Origin of the sequence: Staphylococcus auricularis (genome assembly GCF_001500315.1) — a bacterium.
GTDB lineage: Bacteria > Bacillota > Bacilli > Staphylococcales > Staphylococcaceae > Staphylococcus > Staphylococcus auricularis.
Map to the genome: position 1 here is coordinate 112654 of NZ_LLER01000001.1, position 23696 is coordinate 136349.

A 23696-nucleotide genomic window follows, 5' to 3' on the forward strand; every position below is an offset into this window, starting at 1 on the left:
TCTCAAAGTGCTAAGCTGAAGACAGCGATTTTTATTAAGTTAAGAATCGCTGTTTTTTGTTTGTACCAGCCCAGGCTTCGATGGTTTTCAAATCTATTTGCACGCTCAAAAAATTTTTTCAAAATGAAATAGGAAAGCGTATGCATTTAAAAAATAAACGTGTTATTCTATGTTGGTAAAACGTTTGTGAAGATGTTTTAACACAGTTCTTACGAAAAAACAGAGAGGTGTAAGTATGGATGTCACGGCATTACTCATAGGACTAGGTCCGTTGTTTGGGTGGGGGCTCTTTCCAACCGTAGCTTCACTCATCGGCGGTAGACCAGTCAACCAAATCATCGGTGCCACAGTGGGAACACTTATTTTTAGTGCTGTCTTTTTATTATTATCCCTGACTTCCTTCCCTACAGGATGGAATTTATTTTTCTCACTGATTTCAGGTGCTGGATGGAGCTTTGGTCAAATTTATACATTTAAAGCATTTAGTTTAATTGGTTCATCACGGACCATGCCGATAACGACCGCTTTTCAACTGTTAGGTGCGTCATTATGGGGTGTGTTTGCGTTAGGAGATTGGCCAACGCTCACTAATAAAATCATTGGATTTTCTGCGCTTATCGTGATTATTATCGGTGCCTATATGACCGTTTGGAGTGAACATGGTGAAGCGAAAAACAGTAAAAATTTAAGAAAAGCTGTACTCTTATTACTCATCGGTGAAATTGGGTATTGGGCATATTCTGCAGCGCCACAAGCGACGGATTTATCAGGTACAACGGCGTTCTTCCCTCAAGCGATTGGGATGGTCATCGTTGCGGTCATCTTCGGTCTGATGACGATGAAACAAGGCATCAATCCATTTGCCGAAAAAGTGTCTTGGTTACAAATTATTTCAGGATTCTTCTTCGCATTTGCGGCGTTAACTTACTTAATTTCAGCACAACCAAATATGAATGGACTTGCGACAGGCTTTATCTTGTCACAAACATCTGTTGTGCTCGCAACGCTGACAGGTATCTTCTTCTTAAATCAACGGAAGACACCAAAAGAACTCCTTGTGACCATCGTCGGTTTAGTATTGATCATCGGAGCTGCAGCTGTAACGGTATTTATTAGATAATACGTTCAGTAAAGCTGTCATAGTTTTACTGTAATAATGAGGTGACTTTTATGAAGAAAAAATTGTAGTCGTCGGATCCACAGGTGTCGACCATGTTTTAAATGTGACACGTTTTGCAGAAGAAGGTGAAACGCTTCATGTGGATAACGTGCAAGGGATTTATGGCGGCGGAAAAGGTGCCAATCAAGCGCTTGCCACTGCGCGTGCTGGTGCTAATACCACATTCGTCTCTAAAATAGGAAACGATGGCTTGGCCGACTTTGAATTAACTGATTTTAAAGAAGCCGGTATGGATATTCAATATATTTCACAAGCTGAAGATGTGGCTACAGGCCAAGCATTTATTACGGTCGATGAAGCAGGTCACAACATGATTTATGTTTATGGCGGTGCGAATATGGAACTGACACCTGAAGATGTTGAACAAGCGACAGAGGCGATCAAAGATGCTGATATGATTGTTGCGCAATTAGAAATTCCGATTGAAACGGTGACACATGCGTTTGAAATCGCGCGTCGTTATGGCGTGACAACATTGTTGAATCCTGCCCCTGCGAAAGAGCTGCCAGAGTCATTGTTGAAGTTAACGGATATCATTGTCCCTAATGAAACGGAAGCGGCGTTACTTTCAGGTGCGTCTCTTGAGGAGAAGCAATTTTGTGATAAAACGGCTGCTTATTTTCAAGATTTAGGAATCAAAACCGTCATTGTTACGTTAGGTGAAGCGGGTGCATATGTTGCGACTGCATCGCTACAACAACATGTCCCGGGAAATAAAGTGACAGCTGTCGATACTACGGCAGCTGGTGATACGTTCATCGGTGCCTTTGTGAGTCGTTTCGATGAGGTATCAATGAATTTGGTTGAGGCGATTACGTATGCGAATCGTGCTTCTGCCTTAACCGTACAAAAAGCGGGAGCACAAGTTTCTATTCCGACACAGCAGGAGACAGACGACGCGACATTCGAATAATTGCCTATTAAAATAAATGATGCTTGCTCAGGTTCTCTTATTATAATGTAGAGAATCTGGGTTTTTTTAGTGTGTCCCGTTTTACGCTAGCTCAAAACAATTTATATCTTGCTTTATTTAGAAGTACAACTTTTGACTTATATTTTTAATACAAATTGAAAATGGGCCATTTACATATTATAATAAGGTTTAATTTTAAAAAGGCGGTGTCACGTTGTTAACGAGAGTAAGACAATCATTAAGAAGAAAGTTTGAACTATTTGACTTTTATACTGAGCAACAACAGGTCGTCATGCAGTTTAAATTACAACGCTTTATCGATTTTAAAGCATATAAATTAAAGTTCATCATTGGTGGCAAAAATGTGCCTTTTACCAAGAAAAAACGCGCAAACGCATTGTACGATGTACGTATTCCAATTGATGCATTGAATACGAATTCAAATCGTATTGATGTCTATTACAATGGTAAAAAATTATGGGTGACAATGGATCACGAGGTGAAAGACATTCATGAGTGGAGTGATGCGATCTATATCATGCATGTCGATCAAAGTATTTATGTGAATCAGTACAAAACGGACTATCCACTGGCTAAAACTGTACAACTAGTTACAGTCGAGCAACGAGGAGATTCAGCGCTCCTTCAATCAAATAGTGGTCAAATCTTTGATGCTTTAGTGGTGATGAATCGATCACGGCAAGTAGAGGTTCCGATTGTGCATCAACGTGTTGCAATGGAAGATATTCAGCCATTCCTCACCAAACAAAGCTATGTGATTTATGGCGTGAGCGATCAAATGCTTTACCCACTGATTATGCAATCACCGAGCACAACTCAGTATTTAATGTTGAACTATTATTGGATGGGTCAACGTTTAACTGTGCAACCTCAACATATTGAAGTGTCTTACGTGAATGTCACAACGATGGTGAACGAAACGTCACTTCATTTGAATACAGAAGTTGAAGTATCGGAGACAGAAGCGGACCAAAGATTAGTACATCTAGCATTAGTGAATAGTGATATGAGCGTGATACAAACCCTGCCGACAACGGTAACGGGCGCATTCATTCATAGTCAGTTAGATGTCGAAACATTAGAAGACCTTACGAATAAAAAATTAGTTGCAGTATTTGAAAACCCATCAACTGAAACCAATATTTACGTCATGTTGAAAAGTAGACAACGTATCAATTTTAAAGCATGCATGCGTGTACAAGATGAAATCTACGAATTAACGGTGAAGAAAAGTCCGAGTGTGACCTTCGTAGCGAAAAAACCGAAAGTGAAAATGGGTGTAAATGCGGTGAGTCCTGAGCAGCTCAACATTTTTTATCAACCGCATTCGATATATGACCGCTATCAATCTTATTTTACGTTTGAAGAGCGTGCGTCACAACAACGTTATGAAATACCCATTACACGTGGGGAACAGGATATAACGATACCTTACAATGAACTCGAAACGTTAAAATCATCACCTAAAAATATCATTGATATCTTCATTACAATCTATGATGGAGAGACCATAATTCGAAAAGATAAGATCAAGTTTAAACTTGGGGACTACAAAAAAGATAATTACTTAACTTATAAAGCGCTTGAACGAGAAGGTAAACGTGCTTATTACATGTTGACGTTAACACCATTTAAGAACATTAAATTTGAGTCGTTTGAACTTACAGATGCTCAATATCATACACTGACAACAGGAGTGAAAGATCCGAACGTCTGGTTGATTGGTGAGCGTACCGATACAGCCCAAGATAATGGGATTCAATTATTTTATTGGTTAAAACAACATACCGATATTGAAGCATATTACGTTATCGATGCCGAGGCTAAAGATTACGCACATATCAAACATCTGGAGGGCGTCGTTCCATTTGGCTCAGCGTCACACTTTGAAGTGGCAGCTCGAGCAAAAGTGCTCGTATCTACGCACGATTTGGAAAATATCTTACCGTACAAAACAGCTCGTGGTTTCTTTGGTTACGAAGACTGTGTGCGTATTTTCCTTCAACATGGTGTGATGGGTCGTAAATATGTTGAATATGACAAAGCGAATTATGACCTACCTTTCCATTTAGTTCATGTTTCAAGTCAGGCTGAAAAGGATGATGTCGTGATTGACCGTTTAGGCTATGCATCAGAAGATGTGGCAGTGACAGGTTTACCACGCTTCGATCGTTTGCCACTTGAACCCGCTGACGATATCACTAAAATTTTAATCATGCCAACATGGCGGGATTGGTTGAACAGTGATTATGCGTTCAGTCATAGTGACTATTTGAACAACTACTTAAGTTTACTAAATGATCCTGACTTAGCAGCTTTAAGCGAAAAATATCATGTTGAAATAAACTTCTACCCACATTACAGAGCGCAAGCCTTTTTCAAAGAATACTTAGCAGAGAGTGAAAGCCTTGTGAATTATGTCGAGTTAGGGGAACAAACGGTGCAATCGTTATTAATCGATCATGATATTTTAATTACAGATTACAGCAGTGTTAGCTTTGATTTTTCATATATGCATAAACCGGTACTATTCTATCATTTTGATGTGGAACGCTTCTTTAGAAAGGGTATTTTACGTCCTGTGGAAGAGACGTTCATTGGTAAAATTGCTTATAATCAAAAAGGATTGATCAATCAAATTGAGTCCGTGCTTAAACAACAGAAAGCACGCGAAGATCAACCATTGGACCTCATTTTCGATCAAGTCGATCATCATAATTGTGAACGTGTGTATGAAGCGATTTGTTATAAACTTAAACAACTTTAATTTAAACTTGCTTCAAAGTATAGGCATGAGCTAAGTGCTGTCTATCACTTTGAGGCATTTTTTATGTGAAAATGGAGGGATGCATGTTTGTAAAATTAAAGGTTTATTCATTATTCTATTTAAGGAATTGTACTTTAAATGAAAAATATATAACTTTAAAACAATAATAATATATAGTGTTGACACCGATAATCGTTATCAATTAAAATAAAGATTGCAAAGTAACATTTTTCAGCAAAGACATAACACGAGGAGGACGATGTAGAGATGGCGAATTTCACTAAAATTGTAAGCGCTTTATTAATTGTAGTAGGCATTGTTTTAGGTGGTTACACACAATCAGCATCTGCTGCAGATTCAAAGGATCTTGATTATGAGATTTTGAAATATAATACAGAAGATGTGTCAATAGCGAATGATTATTTTAACAAGCCAGCGAAGTTGATTGATAAAGACGGCAAGCAACACATTCAAATCACAGTTAACCATAGTCACTGGATTACAGATATGAGTATTGAAGGCAATCAAGGACAAATCATCAATGAAGACAAAGGGAAAGATGAGCGTACAATCGAATTTCCTATTAGCAAAACTTCTGGAAAAGTAGACGGTAAAATCTCTGTTTATATCGATGAAGAAGTCAATGGTAAACCGTTTAAATACGATCATCACTACAATATTACATACCTTTTAAAAGGTGCAGCAAATGGTAGTGATAGTAAAGATGAAACAGCAGGCATTACGAAATCTGAAAATGGCGGTACAGGTTCAGATACAACGGACTCAACTAAAGATGGTTTGATGTCAGATAATTCAGATAAAACATCTACTTCAACAACTTCAGTTGAAAACCCACAAACGAATGCAGGGACACCGATTTACATGTATTTAATTCCTGTTGTCGCTTTAGTGTTATTAGTGTTAAGCATTTCTATTACGAGACGCGTGAAAAGAGGGAACAACTAGATGAATCAGAGCTTGAAAACTGTATTGGCAACGTCTTTAGTCCTGTCGACAGTTTCAAGCTATTCACCATTCAATCATGGCTTTATGAATGTTGTAAGAGCCGATGAAAAAGAAGGTGTTTCATCGGCTTTTAATGAAGCACAGACAGCGGTGAATAGCACTCAGGCCTCTGATACGCTTTCTTCTGCTTCATCTGAAAATGAGCCAGCAACAGACGCTCAATCATTCACGGAAGTTGAACAGAACGAAGTAGGACAGGTCCAAGAAACGACAACTGAAGCGGATGCGAAAGAAGATAATAGTGATGAACAAACATCACAACAATTAGACAAGGAAAACGAGAAGTTTCAACACAACCAAATAGAAATACCGGGTCAAGCACAAGTACCGTCTATGTCCTCGACCGAAGCTAAGTCAGAACGTGTGCGTTTTTATGTGAGACGAGCTGAGAGTCACCAGGCTTCAATCATGGACCAATACGTGAAACACCCAGGCAAGCGCGTGACTGTGAATGATCAGCTTTATTTTGAAATGGTATTAACCCATGCATCAAAGTGGAAGTCTTACGCATTTTTCAACGGAGCGCAAAAATTAGATGTCCAAGAGGTGAGTCGTGATCAAGATAAGGATGAAACGACACTCAGAATTCCTATTTCTGAAAAGACAACATCAATAAACTCCGAGGTACGTATTGAAATACCAGAACTCGCGTACAATGAGACGTATCAAACTGTGATTGAACTCACACCTCATGTTCAATTAGACCAACCAGCAGACCCAGGCGTGACAGAAGATACAACGGATGAGACACATAATCACGATCATCATTCCGAATCTTCTGAAGCCGAAGATAGTAAAAAGGATGAACAGGGCGGAAAGAATGAGCAAGATCAACAGCAAGAGCAAGATGAAGTGGAAATTCCAGGACAGCTGGGACTAAGCCGAATAAAGGAGAAGATGCGGTCAAGCCTGCTGCACCGGGACATGCGTTATCGCCACATCAAACTTCGAATGTACCTGTAAAATCGAAAACAGTGTCAAAACAGATTAAATACGTTGTGAAGACAGAAGATCGTAAACAACATTCTCCGCTTAATGATTATATGACCCATCCTGCTCGCATCGTCTTAAACAACAAACAATATGAACTACAGTTGACGCTGAAACACGCATCACAGTGGAAGTCATATGACCTTTATGATGGAAAACGTAAACTGAATACGCGTGAAATCGAGCGTGACGATCAAAAAGATACCGTGACGATTGGCGTGCCTGTGAAAGCAGGAATGAAGGAACTCCTATTAAAAGGACATTTACAGATACCAGATCTTGATTTTAAAAAACAAGTAACGACGCACATTGAATTTAGTACGCCGATTCCAGCACTAGCATCTGACGGTGGAACCGCTACAGATAGTTCTGAACAAGAGGCTTCTGGTTCAAAGACTGAAGCCCCATCTTCAGCAGGTTCATCGACAGAACAGTCAACAGTGAACGACTCAGAACAGCACATTGGAACGTCAGGAAGTGAGGACGAAACAGTTTCGACAACATCCAATCAGCCAGCAGAACAACCTAAGACACCTGAAGCAAACACCAATGATTCTGCAACATCAGAGCAACGTTCAAAATCCCAAACAGTACAACCTGAATCTGCAACACGTAATGAAACAACCCAACCATCATCATCGAACAATCATTCAACACAGTTCGCTCCGTCAAAAGCGTCACAAAGTAACGATAACGTGAGCCAACCGACATCAGCGAACCCAGATATATCAACAGGAGCGGGGACGACATCGTCATCAGCAACACGACCGTCAGACTCGACAGCATCACATTCACCATCATCTCAACAAGCAACAACAGAACAACAAGGCGCAGATCAATCGAAAGCGAACCCAGCATTTAACCGAGATGCAGATCATGCTTATAGCACGGATAGCAACCAAGCTAAAACAGATAAAGAAAATGAACATCTGAAGGATTATATCATCTTTGGCATATTACTTGCGGTTTCGATCATCGGCTTGATCGCCACTTACTTCATTAATAGAAAGCGTGGAGAAAGCAAGTGAAATTAAAACTCATTACCTTTTTAGCTATCCTGTTACTCGTGCTCTCAGCTTGTAGCAATGACTCGTCTAAGGATAAAGCAGAGACAGAAAATGTCGATGCGGAAGGAAAGAAATTCCGTATCGTTCCGACTACTGTCGCGTTGACGATGACACTCGATAAGTTAGACCTACCGATTGTTGGTAAGCCTACATCTTATAAAACATTGCCGAAACGTTACGATGATGTGCCTGAAGTCGGTCAACCGATGGCACCAAGTGTAGAAGCGGTGAAACAAGTGAACCCGACGCATGTCTTAAGTGTCGATACGATTAAAGAAGAGATGAAACCTTTCTATAAACAATTAGGCATGAAAGGTGAATATTATGATTACGATAGCATTGACGGTATGGAAAAATCGATTACCCGTTTAGGAGAGCAATTTAATCGAGAAGATCAAGCGAAAGCGTTAAATCAGCATATTAATGATGTGAAAAAAGACATTGAAACGAAAGCATCTGAACAGTCTTACCATCCTAAAGTATTAATCTTGATGGGTGTCCCAGGAAGTTATTTAGTCGCAACAGACAATTCTTATATTGGGGACTTAGTGAAGATTGCCGGTGGAGAAAACGTCATTAAAGACACGTCGAAACAGTATATTTCTTCTAATACTGAGAATTTAGTTAACACAAACCCGGATATCATCTTACGCTTACCACATGGTATGCCGGAAGAAGTGAAGAAAATGTTCCAAAAAGAATTCAAAGAGAACGATATTTGGAAACATTTTAACGCGGTGCAAAATGATCATGTCTATGACTTAGAAGAAATCCCATTTGGCATCACTGCAAATGTAGATGCACCTGATGCGATGCAGCAACTTTATACTTTATTCTATAAAGAATATCAACAGTAAAGAGGTCACGATGAAGCAATATCCAAAAGTTAGTCTAATTGTGTTAATCATCTTACTAACGGTAACGATTTACATCGCGTTTATCGTCGATAAGATTCCGCTGCAATTTCACCAAGTCATGACTAAGATCACCACAGGGCATGAGCCAAGTATCGACGCAATCATCGATTTAAGACTACCACGTATATTTATTGCCTTAGGTGTAGGTGCGATGTTAGCTGTTTCCGGCGCATTGTTGCAAGCTGTATTCAGAAATCCACTTGCAGAAGCGAATATTATCGGTGTGTCAGCAGGTGCACTCCTTATGCGCAGTATCATCATGATGCTATTACCCGGGTTATTTTTCTATATTCCTATCTTCAGCTTTATTGGTGGGTTAGTGCCTTTCGGGATTTTGTATTTATTGATGAAACAGTATCACTTATCATCTGCACGTATGATTCTCGTCGGCGTAGCGCTCTATTCTATTTTAAATGGTGCATTGGCATTGTTTGAGCAAGACCCATTTCTCAAAATATCACAAGGTTTAACGATGAAGACATGGAATGACGTTTACATTATCGTAACGACTGCAGTCATCGGCATAGGGATCGCACTCTTTTTTATGCAAAAGGTGAATTTACTCGCCTTAGATGATAAACAGGCGAATAACATTGGCTTTAACATCACGCTTTATCGGTTCATTGTGGGGCTGATCGCAGTCTTTCTCGCAAGTAGTGCGACAGCTATCGTCGGGCAAATGGCATTCGTCGGATTGATTGTCCCCCATGTCATACGACGGTGGGTCGGTGGTAATTATAAACGCGTCTTACCGTATTCTGTGTTAAGTGGAGCGTTGCTTGTACTAGCAGCAGATACCCTTGGACGTACGATTCATCCGCCACTCGAAATACCTGCGAATGTCTTTACGATGATGATTGGAGGACCATTATTAATCTATATGATTTGTAAAGGAGCGTTATCGCATGCGCACAGAGCAAGTTAATTTTCAGTACCGTGCTACTCGACCTATATTTGAAAATTTGAATCTTTCATTGCAGTCTAATGCGATTACAACAATTATCGGTCCGAACGGTTGTGGAAAATCAACATTACTACAATTGCTTTCCTATAACTTAACACCACAACATGGCGTCGTTTATTTAAATGAACAATCATTGAATGACTTTAGTCAAAAACAGTTAGCGCAACGTTTAGTGACCGTTCATCAACAAAGCCAAACACCAGATGATTTTACTGTCAGACAAATGATTGAAACGGGACGTTACAGTTATCAAGGGTTATTCGCTAAAGATACCAATAAAGATGAAGTGGTGTCTCAAGTGATTGAACAGTTAAATTTACAAGCTTTTGAAAATGAACCCGTCAAAGCATTATCAGGTGGAGAACGTCAACGTGTACATCTCGGCGTAGCACTGGCACAAGAGCCAGAATACTTACTGTTAGATGAGCCAACGACTTATTTAGATTTGCATTATCAGTATCAAGTGTTAGATATCGTGAAAGAGTTACAACACACCTATCAACTGACGGTGGTGATGGTATTACATGATATCAACCAAGCCATCGAATATAGTGATGAACTGATCTGTTTAGCACCCGGACGTGTATTAGCACAAGGTGCACCCAAGGATGTCATTACTACGGTATTGATCAAAGAGATGTATCATATTGATGCGAAAATTTTTCATGATGAGGCATGTGGCACGATGATATGTAGAAAGAGGGGTGATAGAAGATGTTGAAAACGTTTATTAGAATATGCCAAATATTATTAATTGCGGTCATTGTTTGGTCTGGTTATAAAATGTTTGCTACGTATCAACAAGATAAGAAAGCAGAAGCACGTTACACCGAATTACAACGCAAATACACCACCGTACAAACAGGTACGAAAGAGGTTCGGCCACAATTTGAACAACTTGAACAACATAACGAAGACATCATTGGATGGATTAATTTACCAGGCACTCAGTTGAACTATCCGATTTTACAAGGGGAAGATAACAAAGAATATCTCCATGCAGATTTTGAACACGAGGAGAGTAGAAAAGGAAGCGTATTCTTGGATTATCGCAATGATGTTCAGCATCCAAGTCTTAATACTGTGATTTATGGACATCATGTAGGGGATGGCAGCATGTTTGATACGGTAGAAAAATATTTAGACCAATCGTTTTATGATCAACATCCTACCCTTCAATACGATACAAAATATGGCAAATATCAACTCGAAGTGCTGAGCGCTTATCAAACGACGACTGAAGATAATTACATTCAAACGGATTTTGAAAGCGAAGCAGCCTATGACGAATTTTTAAAACAAACGATGAAAAAATCTCAAATCAACACGAATACAACTGTAGATAAAAACGATAAGATTGTGACACTTTCTACGTGTGAAGATGCATATCGCTCGACTTCGGGACGTATCGTCGTCGTAGCGAAACTCGTAGAAGCGCACTAAAAATTGAATAGCGAAGGGGACACAGCATGGCTAGACCACAATAGCCCATATATGTGAAACACATTGTTATTCAACAACAAAGATACTGACATTTGCATCACGTCTAATGATTTTAAAATATGGGGAGGAATGCTAAGTGAAAGTCAACAAAGTAGCTGTCTGTTTATTATCCACAACCTTAGTATCACAAATTGTGAGTTCGCCATTTACTGCACATGCCGTGACCAATGATGCAGCGAATCTCCTTCGTGAGACAATCAACGAGGAACAAGCCGATACGAATTCATCATCAACCGATGAAGCTAATGTCACGGTTGGTTCAACTTTGGAAGCATTAGAACCATTTGCCACTAAAAATGATAAAAACGCATCAAACGAAACTGTACACTCAGGTGGAACTACACAATCTTCAAAGACTCAACAACAAGATGAAGTCGTTACAGAGGATGAAGTTCCTATTCCTGAGATAGCCGAAGTGGCATATCATGGAACGTTCACTGAAGCAATAAATGATACATCAGTGACATCAAATTCTGAACCGACAACACGTGAAAATGACGCGCAATCTGACACTGCATCGTTAGTATCAGGTCATAGTGAGTCAACATCTCAACCACCGAGTGACGCAGAACTGATACATAAGATGATAAAGGCACAAACGTCATCTAAGGCACAACCTTCTTCAGCACAAGTCTCTCAATCTGAGTCAACATCCCAGGGCGGTGAAGCAGTTTCTGAGGCATCAAGTACGCCTTCAGATGAGGTGTTGATCAATAAAATTAAAACCGCTGCAGCATATGAAAGTGACTTGCCAGCGCACTCGAGCACATACAATCAAGCAGGTCCAAACGACGAAGTGTTGATCAGAAAGTTACAGAGTTCACGTGAAGACGACATGCCAGAGGTTACTGAAGCACCACGATTATCCCATCAACATCAGGCAAATGAACAGTTACCATCGACAGAAGACGAACAGCATCATCCTGTTCAAAGCGTTGATCCAACCGATACAGAGTCTCAAACGACACAACGCAGTACGATGGTCTTCCAACAACCGAATTTAACCGACGCAGCAGATGAATCTGATTCATATCAAGTCGTCGATAGCGAAGCGACGCGCAAATTCATTAAGAAAGTCGCAAAGGATGCGCATTATATCGGTCAACAACAAGAACTTTATGCTTCTGTGATTATTGCACAAGCGATTCTGGAGTCCAATTCTGGACAGAGTGAACTTGCCCAAAATCCATACCATAATTTATTTGGGGTTAAGGGGGCATATCAAGGGCAAACGGCTCATTTTGATACGCTTGAAGCGGATGAGAATGGCGCATTGTATAGTATCAATGCTGGCTTTAAACAATATCCAAACCACAAGGCATCTCTTGAGGATTATGCACAGCTCATGAAGAAAGGGATTGATGGCAATCCTAATATTTATCAAGACACTTGGAAGATTCCAGGTGTAACCCATCACCATGCGACACGTGCATTAACAGGCAAATATGCGACGGATCCAGATTACGATAAAAAGTTAAACAGCATTATTGAACATTACCATCTAGATGCGCTCGATCATAAGAAGATGCCTAAGATCAATAAAGTATTGTCACATACGGCTCCAGTTGAAAACGGAGATTATCTCCCGTTCGAAGAAGTTGCGCCAAGTGCTACAGCGTTTTATCCTTACGGTCAATGTACATGGTATGTCTATAATCGTTTACAACAATTTGATTTACATGTAGATACTGTGATGGGTAATGGCGGGGACTGGGCTCATAACGCTTTAGTGAAAGGTTATACGGTGTCTCATACACCAAAAGCGCATACAGCCGTTTCATTTGAACCAGGTCAACTTCATTCGGATAGTAAATATGGTCACGTCGCTTTTGTGGAAGAAGTAAAAGCGGATGGGTCTATCGTCATTTCAGAATCTAATGTGAAAGGCTTAGGTGTGATTTCGCAACGTGTCATTTCTAAAGCAGACGCACAACAATTAAGTTATATTAGTCCTGAACGTGCATCATAAATTCATTCAACGCGGTAAGAAATCAATCATCTTATCGCGTTTTTCGTAATTAAAACAACGGTATATAATTCCTTCAACGGTTGAGCGTGTAGTGAACTGAGTTTACACTTTCTCTAAGAAGTGTGCTATGTTTATCAGTAGTATACATGAGATGAAGGATGGGAAGCTATGTCATCAAATAATAGTGATTACGAACATTTACTGTTTTATTTTGCCTATAAAACATTTATCAACACAGCTGATGAAATCATCGAACAATATGGTTTGAGTCGTCAACACCATCGCTTTCTCTTCTTTATTGATAAAGTACCGGGGATTACGATTAAAAACTTACTCAAAAGTTTAGAAATCTCAAAACAAGGGAGTCATGCGACTTTGCGTAAACTAAAAGAAGAAGGGCTTGTCGTAGAAAAACAAGCGGTCGATGATAAACGCGTGAAGCAGTTGTACGTGACTGAACAAGGACAACAATTAGTGAGAACATTAAATAAAGCACAGAATGATTTATTTCAACAGATCCAACAAGACGTGGGACATGATTGGTATGCGATCATGGAAGCCTTTGCGGAACGTCGCCCTGGATTTCGCGAAGTTAAACATTTAAAACATATGCAAGCACACCAGAATAATGATTGAATGAATAAAGGGTGGCCTCCTCTTAGTACTGGTGCGCTAACCAGTGTGATTACTTTGTTATATAGACACAGGGTGGTAAAATAGACGTAGTTGTAAGCGTTTCACATGCTTGCACACATATCGGTCAAACACATTGACCTTTTTAGTAGTGGCACTTATGATAAAGAAAGAAGCGAAGTCAAAATGCGATAGCGTATCTTTTGTCTTCGTAAGCAAAATATAATGAACTGAGTTTATTTTGAACATATTCATTATATTCGTAGTGTAAATGAACTCGCATTTTAAGAGAGGCCGAGCGCGACATTTAGCTCAACCTCTCTATCAGACAAAGGGTGATTCTATGGAGAAAATTGCAGTTGCAGGTGCAGGCGCGATGGGCGGTCGCATTGGCACGATGATTAAACAAGCTGGTTACGATGTTACATTGATTGATTATTGGGATGAACACGTAGCCCAAATTCAACAACATGGGGTTGAAATACAAACAGAAGATGACACATATCAATTAGATATCAAAGCCATTCATCCTCATGAAATCGACACACAGTATGATTTAATCATTATCCTTACGAAAGCCATGCAATCTGTCGAGATGTTACAAGACTTGAAACGGTATGATGCGATTAAACCGGATACAGCAGTACTAACGATGATGAACGGTTTAGGACACCACGAGCGGTTCTCGCAAGTGATACCGATGTCACAAATCTTCCTAGCCGTCACAGTTTGGACTGCAGGTTTAAGAGGGCCTGGACAGTTATTGTTAGAAGGCACTGGTGGTATTGAATTGCAACGCGCAGATGGAGAAGCGGATGCACGAACTTCTGCTATTAACGATATCTTCAATGATGCAGGACTCAATTCGACGATTAGTGAAGATGTCTTCCAATCTGTTTGGTCGAAAGCGACATTGAATAGTGTGGTAAATCCGTTATGTACCATTCTTAATAAGCGCATTGGTGCATTTGCAGAATATGAAGCAACGCTTGACATGATTAAACCGATTATTAAAGAAATCGTCGCGGTCGCTGCTGCACGTGACGTTCAGTTAAGTGAAGATGCTTTAATCGACAAGATCGAAGCCACATACCCTGAGGAGACACAAGGCTTACATTATCCTTCGATGCATCAAGACTTATATAGTGGACGTTATACGGAAGTGGATTATTTAAACGGGCAAATTGCAAAATACGGTGACGAACTCGGTATTGAAACACCGAACAACAAACTGTTAACACATCTTGTACATCAATTAGAATTATCCCACGTCGATTAAACTTAAAGATATATGTTACTATAAATCAATTTAAAAAGGCGGAATGAACACATGAAAAAGCGTATTGGAACTTATTTAATGGACTGTATCAGTACAGCAGGTGTAGAAAAGATTTTTGGTGTGCCTGGTGATTTCAACTTAGCTTTTTTAGATGACATCGTGGCACATCCAGATGTGGAATGGGTAGGTAACACGAACGAACTCAACGCAAGTTATGCTGCAGATGGTTATGCACGCATGAAAGGTCTCTCAACATTAGTGACTACATTTGGCGTAGGTGAATTAAGTGCTGTGAATGGGATCGCAGGTTCTTATGCAGAACGTGTACCAGTATTAGCAATTACAGGTGCGCCAACCACAGCATTAGAAAGCGCTGGAAAATATGTGCACCATTCACTTGGTGAAGGTACTTTCGACGATTACAGAAACATGTTTAAATATATCACAGCTGCACAAGGTTATATTACGCCGGAAAATGCAACGACTGAAATTCCACGTTTAATCAATGCTGCACTTGCAGAAAAACGTCCGGTACACATGCATTTACCGATTGATACGGCTACGACAGAAATCGAAGTCGATGCGCCTTATCAATTACCTGAAGCACAAACTGAAGATGTCAGCGACTATGTTTCAGCAGTTCAACAACAATTAGAACAAGCGAAACAACCTGTCATTTTAACAGGTCACGAAATTAATAGCTTTGGTTTACATGAACAGTTAGAACAATTTGTAGAGAAAACACATCTTCCTGTAGCCCAATTATCATTAGGTAAAAGTGCTTTTAACGAAGAAAGCGAGTACTACATGGGCGTCTATGATGGTGAAGTAGCAGAAGATGATTTAAGACAATATGTCGATGGTTCAGACTTGATTTTACTCATCGGTGCAAAATTAACAGACTCTGCAACAGCAGGATTCTCATATCAGTTTGATGATGCAAACGTTGTGAATTTAAATCACCGCAACTTTAAACTCGGAGATCGCGTCAGTGACGAAATTGCGCTTCCTGATTTATTACAAGGTTTACTCGATATCGATTATGTGGCTGATGTATCATTCCCAGACCACAAAGCGGCTTACGACGATGATTATGAAATCAACGATGAACCATTAACGCAACAAACATACTTCAAGTTGATGCAACAATTTATTCAACCGAATGATGTCATTATCGCTGACCAAGGTACTTCATTCTTTGGCGGTTATGATTTAACCTTATCTGCGAATAATAAATTTATCGGCCAAGCACTATGGGGCTCTATCGGTTATACATTACCTGCAACACTCGGTACGCAAATCGCTGATCCATCACGTCGTAGCGTGTTACTCATCGGCGAAGGATCATTACAACTTACAGTACAATCTATTGCGACAATGATTCGCCAAGATATCAAACCTGTACTCTTCGTCATTAACAATGATGGTTATACTGTTGAACGTAAAATCCACGGTGAGAAAAAACCGTACAACGATATCAGTATGTGGGACTATCAAATGTTACCTGCTGTCTTCGGTGGAAAAGATACAGTGAAAGTACATGACGTTCAAACAAGCCAAGATCTTAAAACAGCTATGGATACAATAAACGATGATGCATCACACATGCACTTTGTCGAAGTGAAAATGACGAAAGATGATGCACCCGCTAAATTAAATAAAATCGCTAAATCATTCGCTAATCAAAATAAATAATAGACTTTCAAGCAGTCTTCGGGTTGTCTAGCCGGAGACTGCTTTCTCTCTTTTAATCGGCATTTTGCCGCGCTTTTGACATTTTACTGGATACTTCTTTCTTCATACTCCTTGAATCATAATGAACATATTAATTGTTAAGATCAAAAAGTGGATAAAATTCTCATTTTTAATATAAAAAGATAAATTTATTCATTATGATGTTCATAACATTGTACAAGGGGAAAGAGTTCTCTATAATAATGATTGTACATATGCCCAAAATGGGTACTGAATGTGTATACACACCTTAAGTTCAACTGAAGATGCACCACATAGATACATACTTTTCGCATCTCAAGCAGCTTAAGTCAGGACCATATTTATGAAGAGGTGAGCCAATGCATATCGTGTTTGACCCAGGTATTAGTCTGGTTTACAGAATTGTTTTAATCTGTTTCTTAGTATTGAATATCTTTTTAGCAGCGGTCATCGTATTTTTAGACCGTGATCGCCGAGACGCTACAGCAACATGGGCATGGTTACTATTACTCTTTGTCATGCCAATCTTTGGTTTTATTTTATATATGTTTGTCGGCCGTGCACTCAGAATGAGACGTAAAAAACAAGTCTCCGGAGAGGCAATCGAAGACGCCCTGGATAGGGTGGATGAACAACTTGAAAATTATAAAAATGATGAATTTACGACTAAAAATGACATCGTGAGTAAACATAGCGATATCGTTCAGATGTTGCTGCACGATCAAATGTCATTCTTAACTGAAACAAATAAAGTCGACCTTTATACAGATGGTCATGATTTATATGATCAATTTAAAGAAGACTTACGTAACGCCAAAGACTACATCCATCTAGAGTATTGCAAATTTGAAATGGATGGCTTAGGTACTGAGGTAAGAGAAATTTTAGAACAAAAAGCACAAGAAGGATTAGAAGTTAAAGTACTTTACGATTCTGTCGGTACGAAAAGTGTGAAGAAACATACCTTTGATCGCTTAAAAGAATTAGGCGGACAAGTTGAAGCATTCTTTGATTCTAAGATTCCACTCATTAACTTCCGTATTAATAACCGAAACCACCGTAAGATTTTAGTCGTCGATGGTAAGATTGGTTACGTCGGTGGCTTTAATATCGGTGATGACTATCTTGGTCTCAACGAAAAAAATGGGTTATTGGAGAGATACGCATTTACGCGTTCGCGGTGATGGTGTGGATGCATTACAACTTAGCTTTATTCAAGATTGGAACTCTCAAGCAGATCGAGAACAACTTGAATTCAATAAAAAATACTTCCCACCGAATCCACATGATGATGGTGACGTCGCAATGCAAATTGCGTTAAGTGCACCTGATGAAACATGGCATCAAATTGAATTTGGTTACATGAAACTGATCATGAGTGCGAAAGAATCTATCCGTATTCATAGTCCATACTTTATTCCAGACCGCGGTTTCATTAATGCATTACGTATTGTTGCTAAAGCGGGTGTTGATGTGACAATTATGATTCCTTGTAAACCGGACCATCCGTTAGTTTACTGGGCAACATGGGATAGCGTGGCACAACTCATCAAGGATGGTATCAAAGTATATACATATGATAATGGATTTCTTCATTCTAAAACCATGGTCATTGATAATGAAGTTGCGAGTGTTGGTTCTGCTAGTATGGATTTACGTAGCTTCGAACTCAACTTTGAAATCAATGCCTTCGTTTATAATGAAAAACTCGCGCGCCAATTGAGTGAAGCCTTCGATAACGACATTAAGAAAAGTACACAACTTACAGAAGAACGTTACGAAAATCGTTCTAACTGGATTAAATTCAAAGAGGCAATTGCGAAACTCATCTCACCATTACTTTAATGAAAAAACATATTTTAAACATAAAAAACCAGCGGTACGCTCAATCAGCGCCGCTGGTTTTGTTTTATCTATTAATCGACAATATCTAATTGATGGTCGCCTGCTTTAATCCAGTTTTGATGGAACATGATTTTATATAACAAGAAGCTAACGACTGCTGGTAAGATCACATGGAAAATTGCGATGAGGATTCAAGTATCTAACGTACCGCCCATCACTTTGATTGTCATAATTTGACCAACAAAACCACTCGTACCCATACCTGCACCTGCAGCGTTATTCGTCATAGGGAAGAGTGTCGTCATAATCGGTGCGATGATGGCACTAGCCAAAGTTGGCGGCACTAAGATTAACGGATGTTTTAAGATATTCGGAACTTGCAACATGCTTGTGCCAATACCGACAGAAATGAGTGAACTCCAACCGTTATCTTTATAACTGTTAACCGCAAAGCCGACCATTTGTGAACAACAGCCAATTGCTGCGGCACCGGCTGCTAAACCACTTAAATCTAACATTAATGCGAGGGCTGCACTAGAGATTGGTGCTGTTAGTGCAAGACCAAAGATAACTGCGACGATGATACCCATGATGAAAGGTTGTTGGTCTGTCGCGGCATTAATGATGCCACCAAGTGCAGTCATGAGACTGTTTAAGATTGGACCGAAAAGCAATGCGATCGCACCGCCACCGATAATTGTTGCCATAGGCGCGACAATGATGTCGATTTTTGTTTTGCCTGCATAAAACTGACTTAATTCTACGATGACAAGGGTTGCTATGTATGCTCCGACTGCGCCACCACCAAATGTGTCAAAACCTAATGTCCCTACGATGGCACAGGAATAAATGACGAGCGGCTTAGCGCCCAGACCATGTGCTATGGCAACCCCAATCGCTGCTCCTGTTAAACTACCCGCAACTTCACCGATATCTGCTAAAAAGCTGAGGTTCAGTTGTGGTATCAGTGTTTGATTTCCAATGGTTTCAAGAATAAGGCCGATGATCAGTGAGCCGAATAGCCCAAAGGTCATGTAACTCAGTGCCTCTATGAACCATCTATTTAAATATTTAACCATTTTAATTAACCACCCCAAAGTTTAGATTTAATAAATAAATTGATATAAGTATAACACTACCCGTGTAAAGTTACAAAACAGTTTTTCACAATTTTAAAACAACTTTCAAAAAACGTTGTGCATCTCCTTATGAAAGTGATTAAAATGGAGTGCGATAAAGATATAACCTTATTAATAAATAGGGGGACATTCGTACCTATTTCTTAAAAATGGGTACGAAGATGTTTTTTCAACTTCACAAATTATCTTAAAACAAAAAAGTGGAACAGAACCACTAGCGAGTAAACCAGGAGTCTGTTCCACTCTATATTGTATCAAGTTATAGGATGCGATGTGTAAAATTAATTTTTATTGACTGAAGCATCGTAGATAGAATCAATTGTATCTGCTAAGACTTGATTGAATTCTTCTTCTGATTGATCGACGTTTAAATCATTGATTAACGCACGAGAGAAGCTTGCGATTAAGCCGTCGTTCGATTTAAGTAATTTGTTCGCATCTTCTCTGCTGTAACCACCAGATAATGCAACGACACGTACCACGTTAGGGTGGTTGATTAATTCGTTGTATTGATTTGCTTTAGTTGGAATAGATAATTTCAACATGACATATTGATCCTCATCTAATTGATCTAATTCTTTTTTGATTGCTTCAGCTAAATAAGCTTCGATTTCTTCTTTTTGTTCGCTGTGAATGTTAACTTCAGGTTCAATGATTGGAACTAAATCTTTAGCGATGATTTCTTTAGCGATCACAAATTGTTGATGCACAACTTGATCGATACCTTCTTTATTGAATTCTAAGATATTAGAACGCATTTTTGTACCGAAGATTTTATGATCGTTTGCGCGAGATAATAATGTATCTAAGTCAGAAATAGGTTTCATTAATTGAACACCGTCTTGTTGTTCAGCTAAACCTTTATCTACTTTTAAGAAAGGAACGATGCCTTTATCAGCTAAGTAGTCACCAGTATGTTTACCTTCTACTTCGCGATCCATTGTTTGTTCGAAAAGAATCGCACCAAGGATTTTATCGCCATTAAATGATGGTGATGTTACGATGCGTGTACGCATTTCGTGTACGAGGGTAAACATTTCATCATCGTTGCTATATTGATCTTCAGCAACGCCGTAATCAGCTAACGCTTTAGGTGTACTACCGCCGCTTTGGTCTAATGCAGCAATGAATCCTTTGCCGTTTTTAATTTTGTCGAATTGTTCTTTATTCATTTCTTACTTTCACTCCTCTGTTTCCTATTTACCTACAGTATGATAAAAATGAGAGCATAACGCAACTGCTTTCCCTTAATATTTTGAATTTTTGTATGAACCGCATAAGCATGCGCATTTTGCAGCTTAAAAAACATAAATAAAAGGCCGCTAAATCTAAAAATTATATAACCAATCAAAGAACATGCAATTTCATAAAATAGTAGAAATGATTACGACGCCTCATCAAAAAACATAAATAAATTTAAATGCATATATTGTGTATATAGATGCAAAAATCACTTAGGTTTAATTTACTAAAATTCATTAAATATAAAATTAACAATACTTTTGATCATTCTGACCCACTTTTATATAACAATTTAATATATAAATATTCATTATAAATATCTATATTTTATGAAGCCAATTTGCAAGAATTCTAATTATTAGTTACCCTTTATGTTTGTAAAGACCATATATAAAACTATTAATAGTTTTATAGTTACATATTTTCTATAAGGGGTGCTGATAAGTGAATAAGAAAAGTAAAATCATGGACTGGCCGACCTTTATAGGATCCGTCATTATATTACTTATGGCTGTAATACCGATGATGGTCTTCCCTAAAGCGAGTGAAGATGTCATTACTGGTCTTAATGATATGATATCTAACTCGATCGGTGCAGTGTACTTACTCTTAGGATTAGTTATTCTTGCTTTCGTATTATACATAGCTTTTGGTAAATACGGTAAAGTTACACTTGGTAAATCCACTGATCGCCCTGAATTCAATGACTTCAGTTGGGCTTCAATGCTTTTCTGTGCTGGTATCGGTTCAGATATTTTATACTGGGGTGTCATCGAATGGGCATTCTACTATCAAGTGCCGCCACTCGGTGCAGATGGTATGACAGATGAAGCGTTAGACCTTGCAACCATGTATGGTATGTTCCACTGGGGACCTATCGCATGGGCAATCTACGTATTACCTGCCTTACCGATCGCATATTTAGTTTTCGTTAAAAAACAACCGGTTTATAAAATCAGTCAAGCTTGCCGACCAATCCTCAAAGGTCAAACCGACAAATTGCTCGGTAAAATCGTTGACGTTTTATTCATCTTCGGTTTACTCGGCGGTGCCGCAACATCATTAGCACTTGGTGTACCATTAATTTCTTCAGGTATCGAACGCTTAACTGGTTTAGATGCCGATAACATGGTCATGCGCAGTGCGATTCTTTTAACAATTACAGTTATTTTCGCAATTAGTTCATACACAGGATTGAAAAAAGGGATTCAAAAATTAAGTGACGTCAACGTTTGGTTATCATTCTTCTTACTTATTTTTGTATTCGTTGTCGGTCCTACAGTATTTATTATGGAAACGACGGTAACAGGCTTCGGTAACATGTTGAAAAACTTCTTCCAAATGGCTTCATGGTTAGAACCATTTGGCGGTATCGGTGGTCGTGAAAAAACAGGCTTCCCACAAGACTGGACAATCTTCTACTGGTCATGGTGGATTGTTTACGCACCATTTATCGGACTCTTTATCGCTCGTATTTCTAAAGGTCGTACATTAAAAGAAGTCATCCTTGGTACGATCGTGTACGGTACATTAGGTTGCGTATTATTCTTCGGTATCTTTGGTAACTATGCAGTTTACTTACAATTGACTGGTCAATTCGACGTGATCAATTTCTTAAACAGTCATAGTACTGAAGCAACTATCATCGAGGTTATGCACCAATTACCTGCACCAACATTTATCATTATATTATTCTTAATTTCAGCATTCTTATTCTTGGCAACAACATTCGACTCAGGTTCTTATATCTTAGCCGCAGCTACACAAAACAAAGTGCTCGGTGAACCATTAAGAGCGAACCGTTTATTCTGGGCTTTCGCATTATGTTTATTACCATTCTCACTTATGTTAGTAGGTGGGGACCAAGCCCTAGACGTACTGAAAACAGCATCATTACTGGCGAGTGTGCCTCTGATAGTCATATTCGTCATCATGATGATATCGTTCTTACAAACCTTGTCGGGCGACCGGCTTAAACTACAACGGCGAGCCGATAAGTATAAAGATATAGAACGACGGTCGTTACGGATTGTCCAAGTTCGTGAAAGTCATGACGACGAAGAACACGATGATAATTTATAACGCGATATGATTTGACGGCGAAACCTTATAATATTTGAGGTTTCGTCGTTTTTTTTGGAAAATGAAATCCATTCACGCTCAGGTTTACCTTTTATCACATAGATTTGTCATTGTTTGACTTATCATAGAATGCTTGTTACAGATAACAATTGTAATCCACTTTGAAAAGCAAACATCATAAGTGGGTAACGTGTCATCAAATCCGAATGATAGAATGATGAGTTTCATGTAAATTGTGTTAGATATTTTATGTAAGTGGTATAGAAATAAAGTAACGTTTACATTGTTTGAGTATTCAATAGCGTACACCATTTAACGTCATAATCTTTGACGCATAGTACATAGCCATAGCGGTCGTAGCGCAGCTTAAAGACGCTTCAGTCCCGCGTGAATAGTCAGCACAAGTTGACATCATTTTTCGGCATATGCTACTATGGTATAGA

At 39.1% G+C, this 23696-nt stretch carries 16 protein-coding genes and 2 pseudogenes; 16 read left to right on the plus strand and 2 right to left on the minus strand.

The genetic code is table 11. The annotated features are described in order from the left end of the window. Window positions 1–235 precede the first annotated feature (235 nt). From rbsU to cls, 15 genes and pseudogenes are all read left to right on the plus strand, one after another. Entirely contained in the window at window positions 236–1120 is an 885-nt protein-coding gene (gene rbsU / locus APS80_RS00460; protein WP_059106321.1) for a ribose/proton symporter RbsU, read from the plus strand. Window positions 1121–1181: 61 nt separating this feature from the next. Then, window positions 1182–2093, plus strand: a complete 912-nt coding sequence (gene rbsK / locus APS80_RS00465) for a ribokinase (protein ID WP_059106322.1) — start codon at window positions 1182–1184, stop codon at window positions 2091–2093. Window positions 2094–2307: 214 nt separating this feature from the next. After that, window positions 2308–4881, plus strand: a complete 2574-nt coding sequence (locus tag APS80_RS00470) for a CDP-glycerol glycerophosphotransferase family protein (protein ID WP_232234372.1) — start codon at window positions 2308–2310, stop codon at window positions 4879–4881. A 267-nt stretch (window positions 4882–5148) separates the two neighbouring features. Further along, the gene (gene isdC, locus APS80_RS00475; RefSeq protein ID WP_059106323.1) at window positions 5149–5847 is read left to right on the plus strand and encodes a heme uptake protein IsdC; all 699 of its coding nucleotides are present in this window, start codon (window positions 5149–5151) and stop codon (window positions 5845–5847) included. After that, window positions 5848–6870, plus strand: a complete 1023-nt coding sequence (locus APS80_RS00480; protein WP_059106324.1) for an NEAT domain-containing protein — start codon at window positions 5848–5850, stop codon at window positions 6868–6870. 11 nt (window positions 6871–6881) lie between these two features. Beyond that, complete coding sequence (locus tag APS80_RS00485; RefSeq protein ID WP_059106325.1) at window positions 6882–7925, plus strand: NEAT domain-containing protein; 1044 nt, start codon at window positions 6882–6884, stop codon at window positions 7923–7925. Continuing rightward, window positions 7922–8821 carry a heme ABC transporter substrate-binding protein IsdE gene (gene isdE / locus APS80_RS00490; RefSeq protein WP_059106326.1) on the plus strand — a complete coding sequence of 300 codons (900 nt, stop codon included), beginning with the start codon at window positions 7922–7924 and terminating at the stop codon, window positions 8819–8821. The genes APS80_RS00485 and isdE overlap by 4 nt, the downstream gene beginning before the upstream one ends. 10 nt (window positions 8822–8831) lie before the next feature. Further along, window positions 8832–9806 (plus strand): FecCD family ABC transporter permease, encoded by a 975-nt coding sequence (locus tag APS80_RS00495; RefSeq protein WP_059106327.1) that lies wholly within the window; start codon window positions 8832–8834, stop codon window positions 9804–9806. Then, complete coding sequence (locus APS80_RS00500; protein ID WP_059106328.1) at window positions 9787–10566, plus strand: ABC transporter ATP-binding protein; 780 nt, start codon at window positions 9787–9789, stop codon at window positions 10564–10566. Before APS80_RS00495 ends, APS80_RS00500 begins: the two co-directional genes overlap by 20 nt. Continuing rightward, entirely contained in the window at window positions 10560–11288 is a 729-nt protein-coding gene (gene srtB / locus APS80_RS00505) for a class B sortase (protein WP_059106329.1), read from the plus strand. Before APS80_RS00500 ends, srtB begins: the two co-directional genes overlap by 7 nt. 136 nt (window positions 11289–11424) lie before the next feature. Beyond that, window positions 11425–13317, plus strand: coding sequence for a glucosaminidase domain-containing protein (locus APS80_RS00510; protein WP_059106330.1), 1893 nt, complete (start codon window positions 11425–11427; stop codon window positions 13315–13317). A gap of 168 nt (window positions 13318–13485) precedes the next feature. Continuing rightward, on the plus strand, window positions 13486–13953 hold the full coding sequence (locus tag APS80_RS00515; RefSeq protein WP_059106331.1) for a MarR family winged helix-turn-helix transcriptional regulator: 468 nt from the start codon (window positions 13486–13488) through the stop codon (window positions 13951–13953). A 340-nt stretch (window positions 13954–14293) separates the two neighbouring features. Further along, window positions 14294–15229, plus strand: coding sequence for a ketopantoate reductase family protein (locus tag APS80_RS00520; protein ID WP_059106332.1), 936 nt, complete (start codon window positions 14294–14296; stop codon window positions 15227–15229). A gap of 51 nt (window positions 15230–15280) precedes the next feature. Beyond that, window positions 15281–16924, plus strand: coding sequence for an alpha-keto acid decarboxylase family protein (locus tag APS80_RS00525; RefSeq protein ID WP_059106333.1), 1644 nt, complete (start codon window positions 15281–15283; stop codon window positions 16922–16924). 380 nt (window positions 16925–17304) lie between these two features. Beyond that, window positions 17305–18790: pseudogene (cls, locus tag APS80_RS00530) on the plus strand (cardiolipin synthase). A gap of 71 nt (window positions 18791–18861) precedes the next feature. Here the strand turns inward: cls and APS80_RS00535 are convergent. Together APS80_RS00535 and APS80_RS00540 are read right to left on the minus strand one after the other, a co-directional pair. Next, window positions 18862–19869: pseudogene (locus tag APS80_RS00535) on the minus strand (PTS sugar transporter subunit IIC). Between the two features lie 341 nt (window positions 19870–20210). Continuing rightward, window positions 20211–21101, minus strand: coding sequence for a fructose bisphosphate aldolase (locus APS80_RS00540; protein WP_059106334.1), 891 nt, complete (start codon window positions 21099–21101; stop codon window positions 20211–20213). Window positions 21102–21636: 535 nt separating this feature from the next. On the opposite strand from APS80_RS00540, the gene APS80_RS00545 reads away from it, so the two are divergent. Next, window positions 21637–23253 (plus strand): BCCT family transporter, encoded by a 1617-nt coding sequence (locus APS80_RS00545; protein WP_059106354.1) that lies wholly within the window; start codon window positions 21637–21639, stop codon window positions 23251–23253. Window positions 23254–23696: the final 443 nt, after the last annotated feature.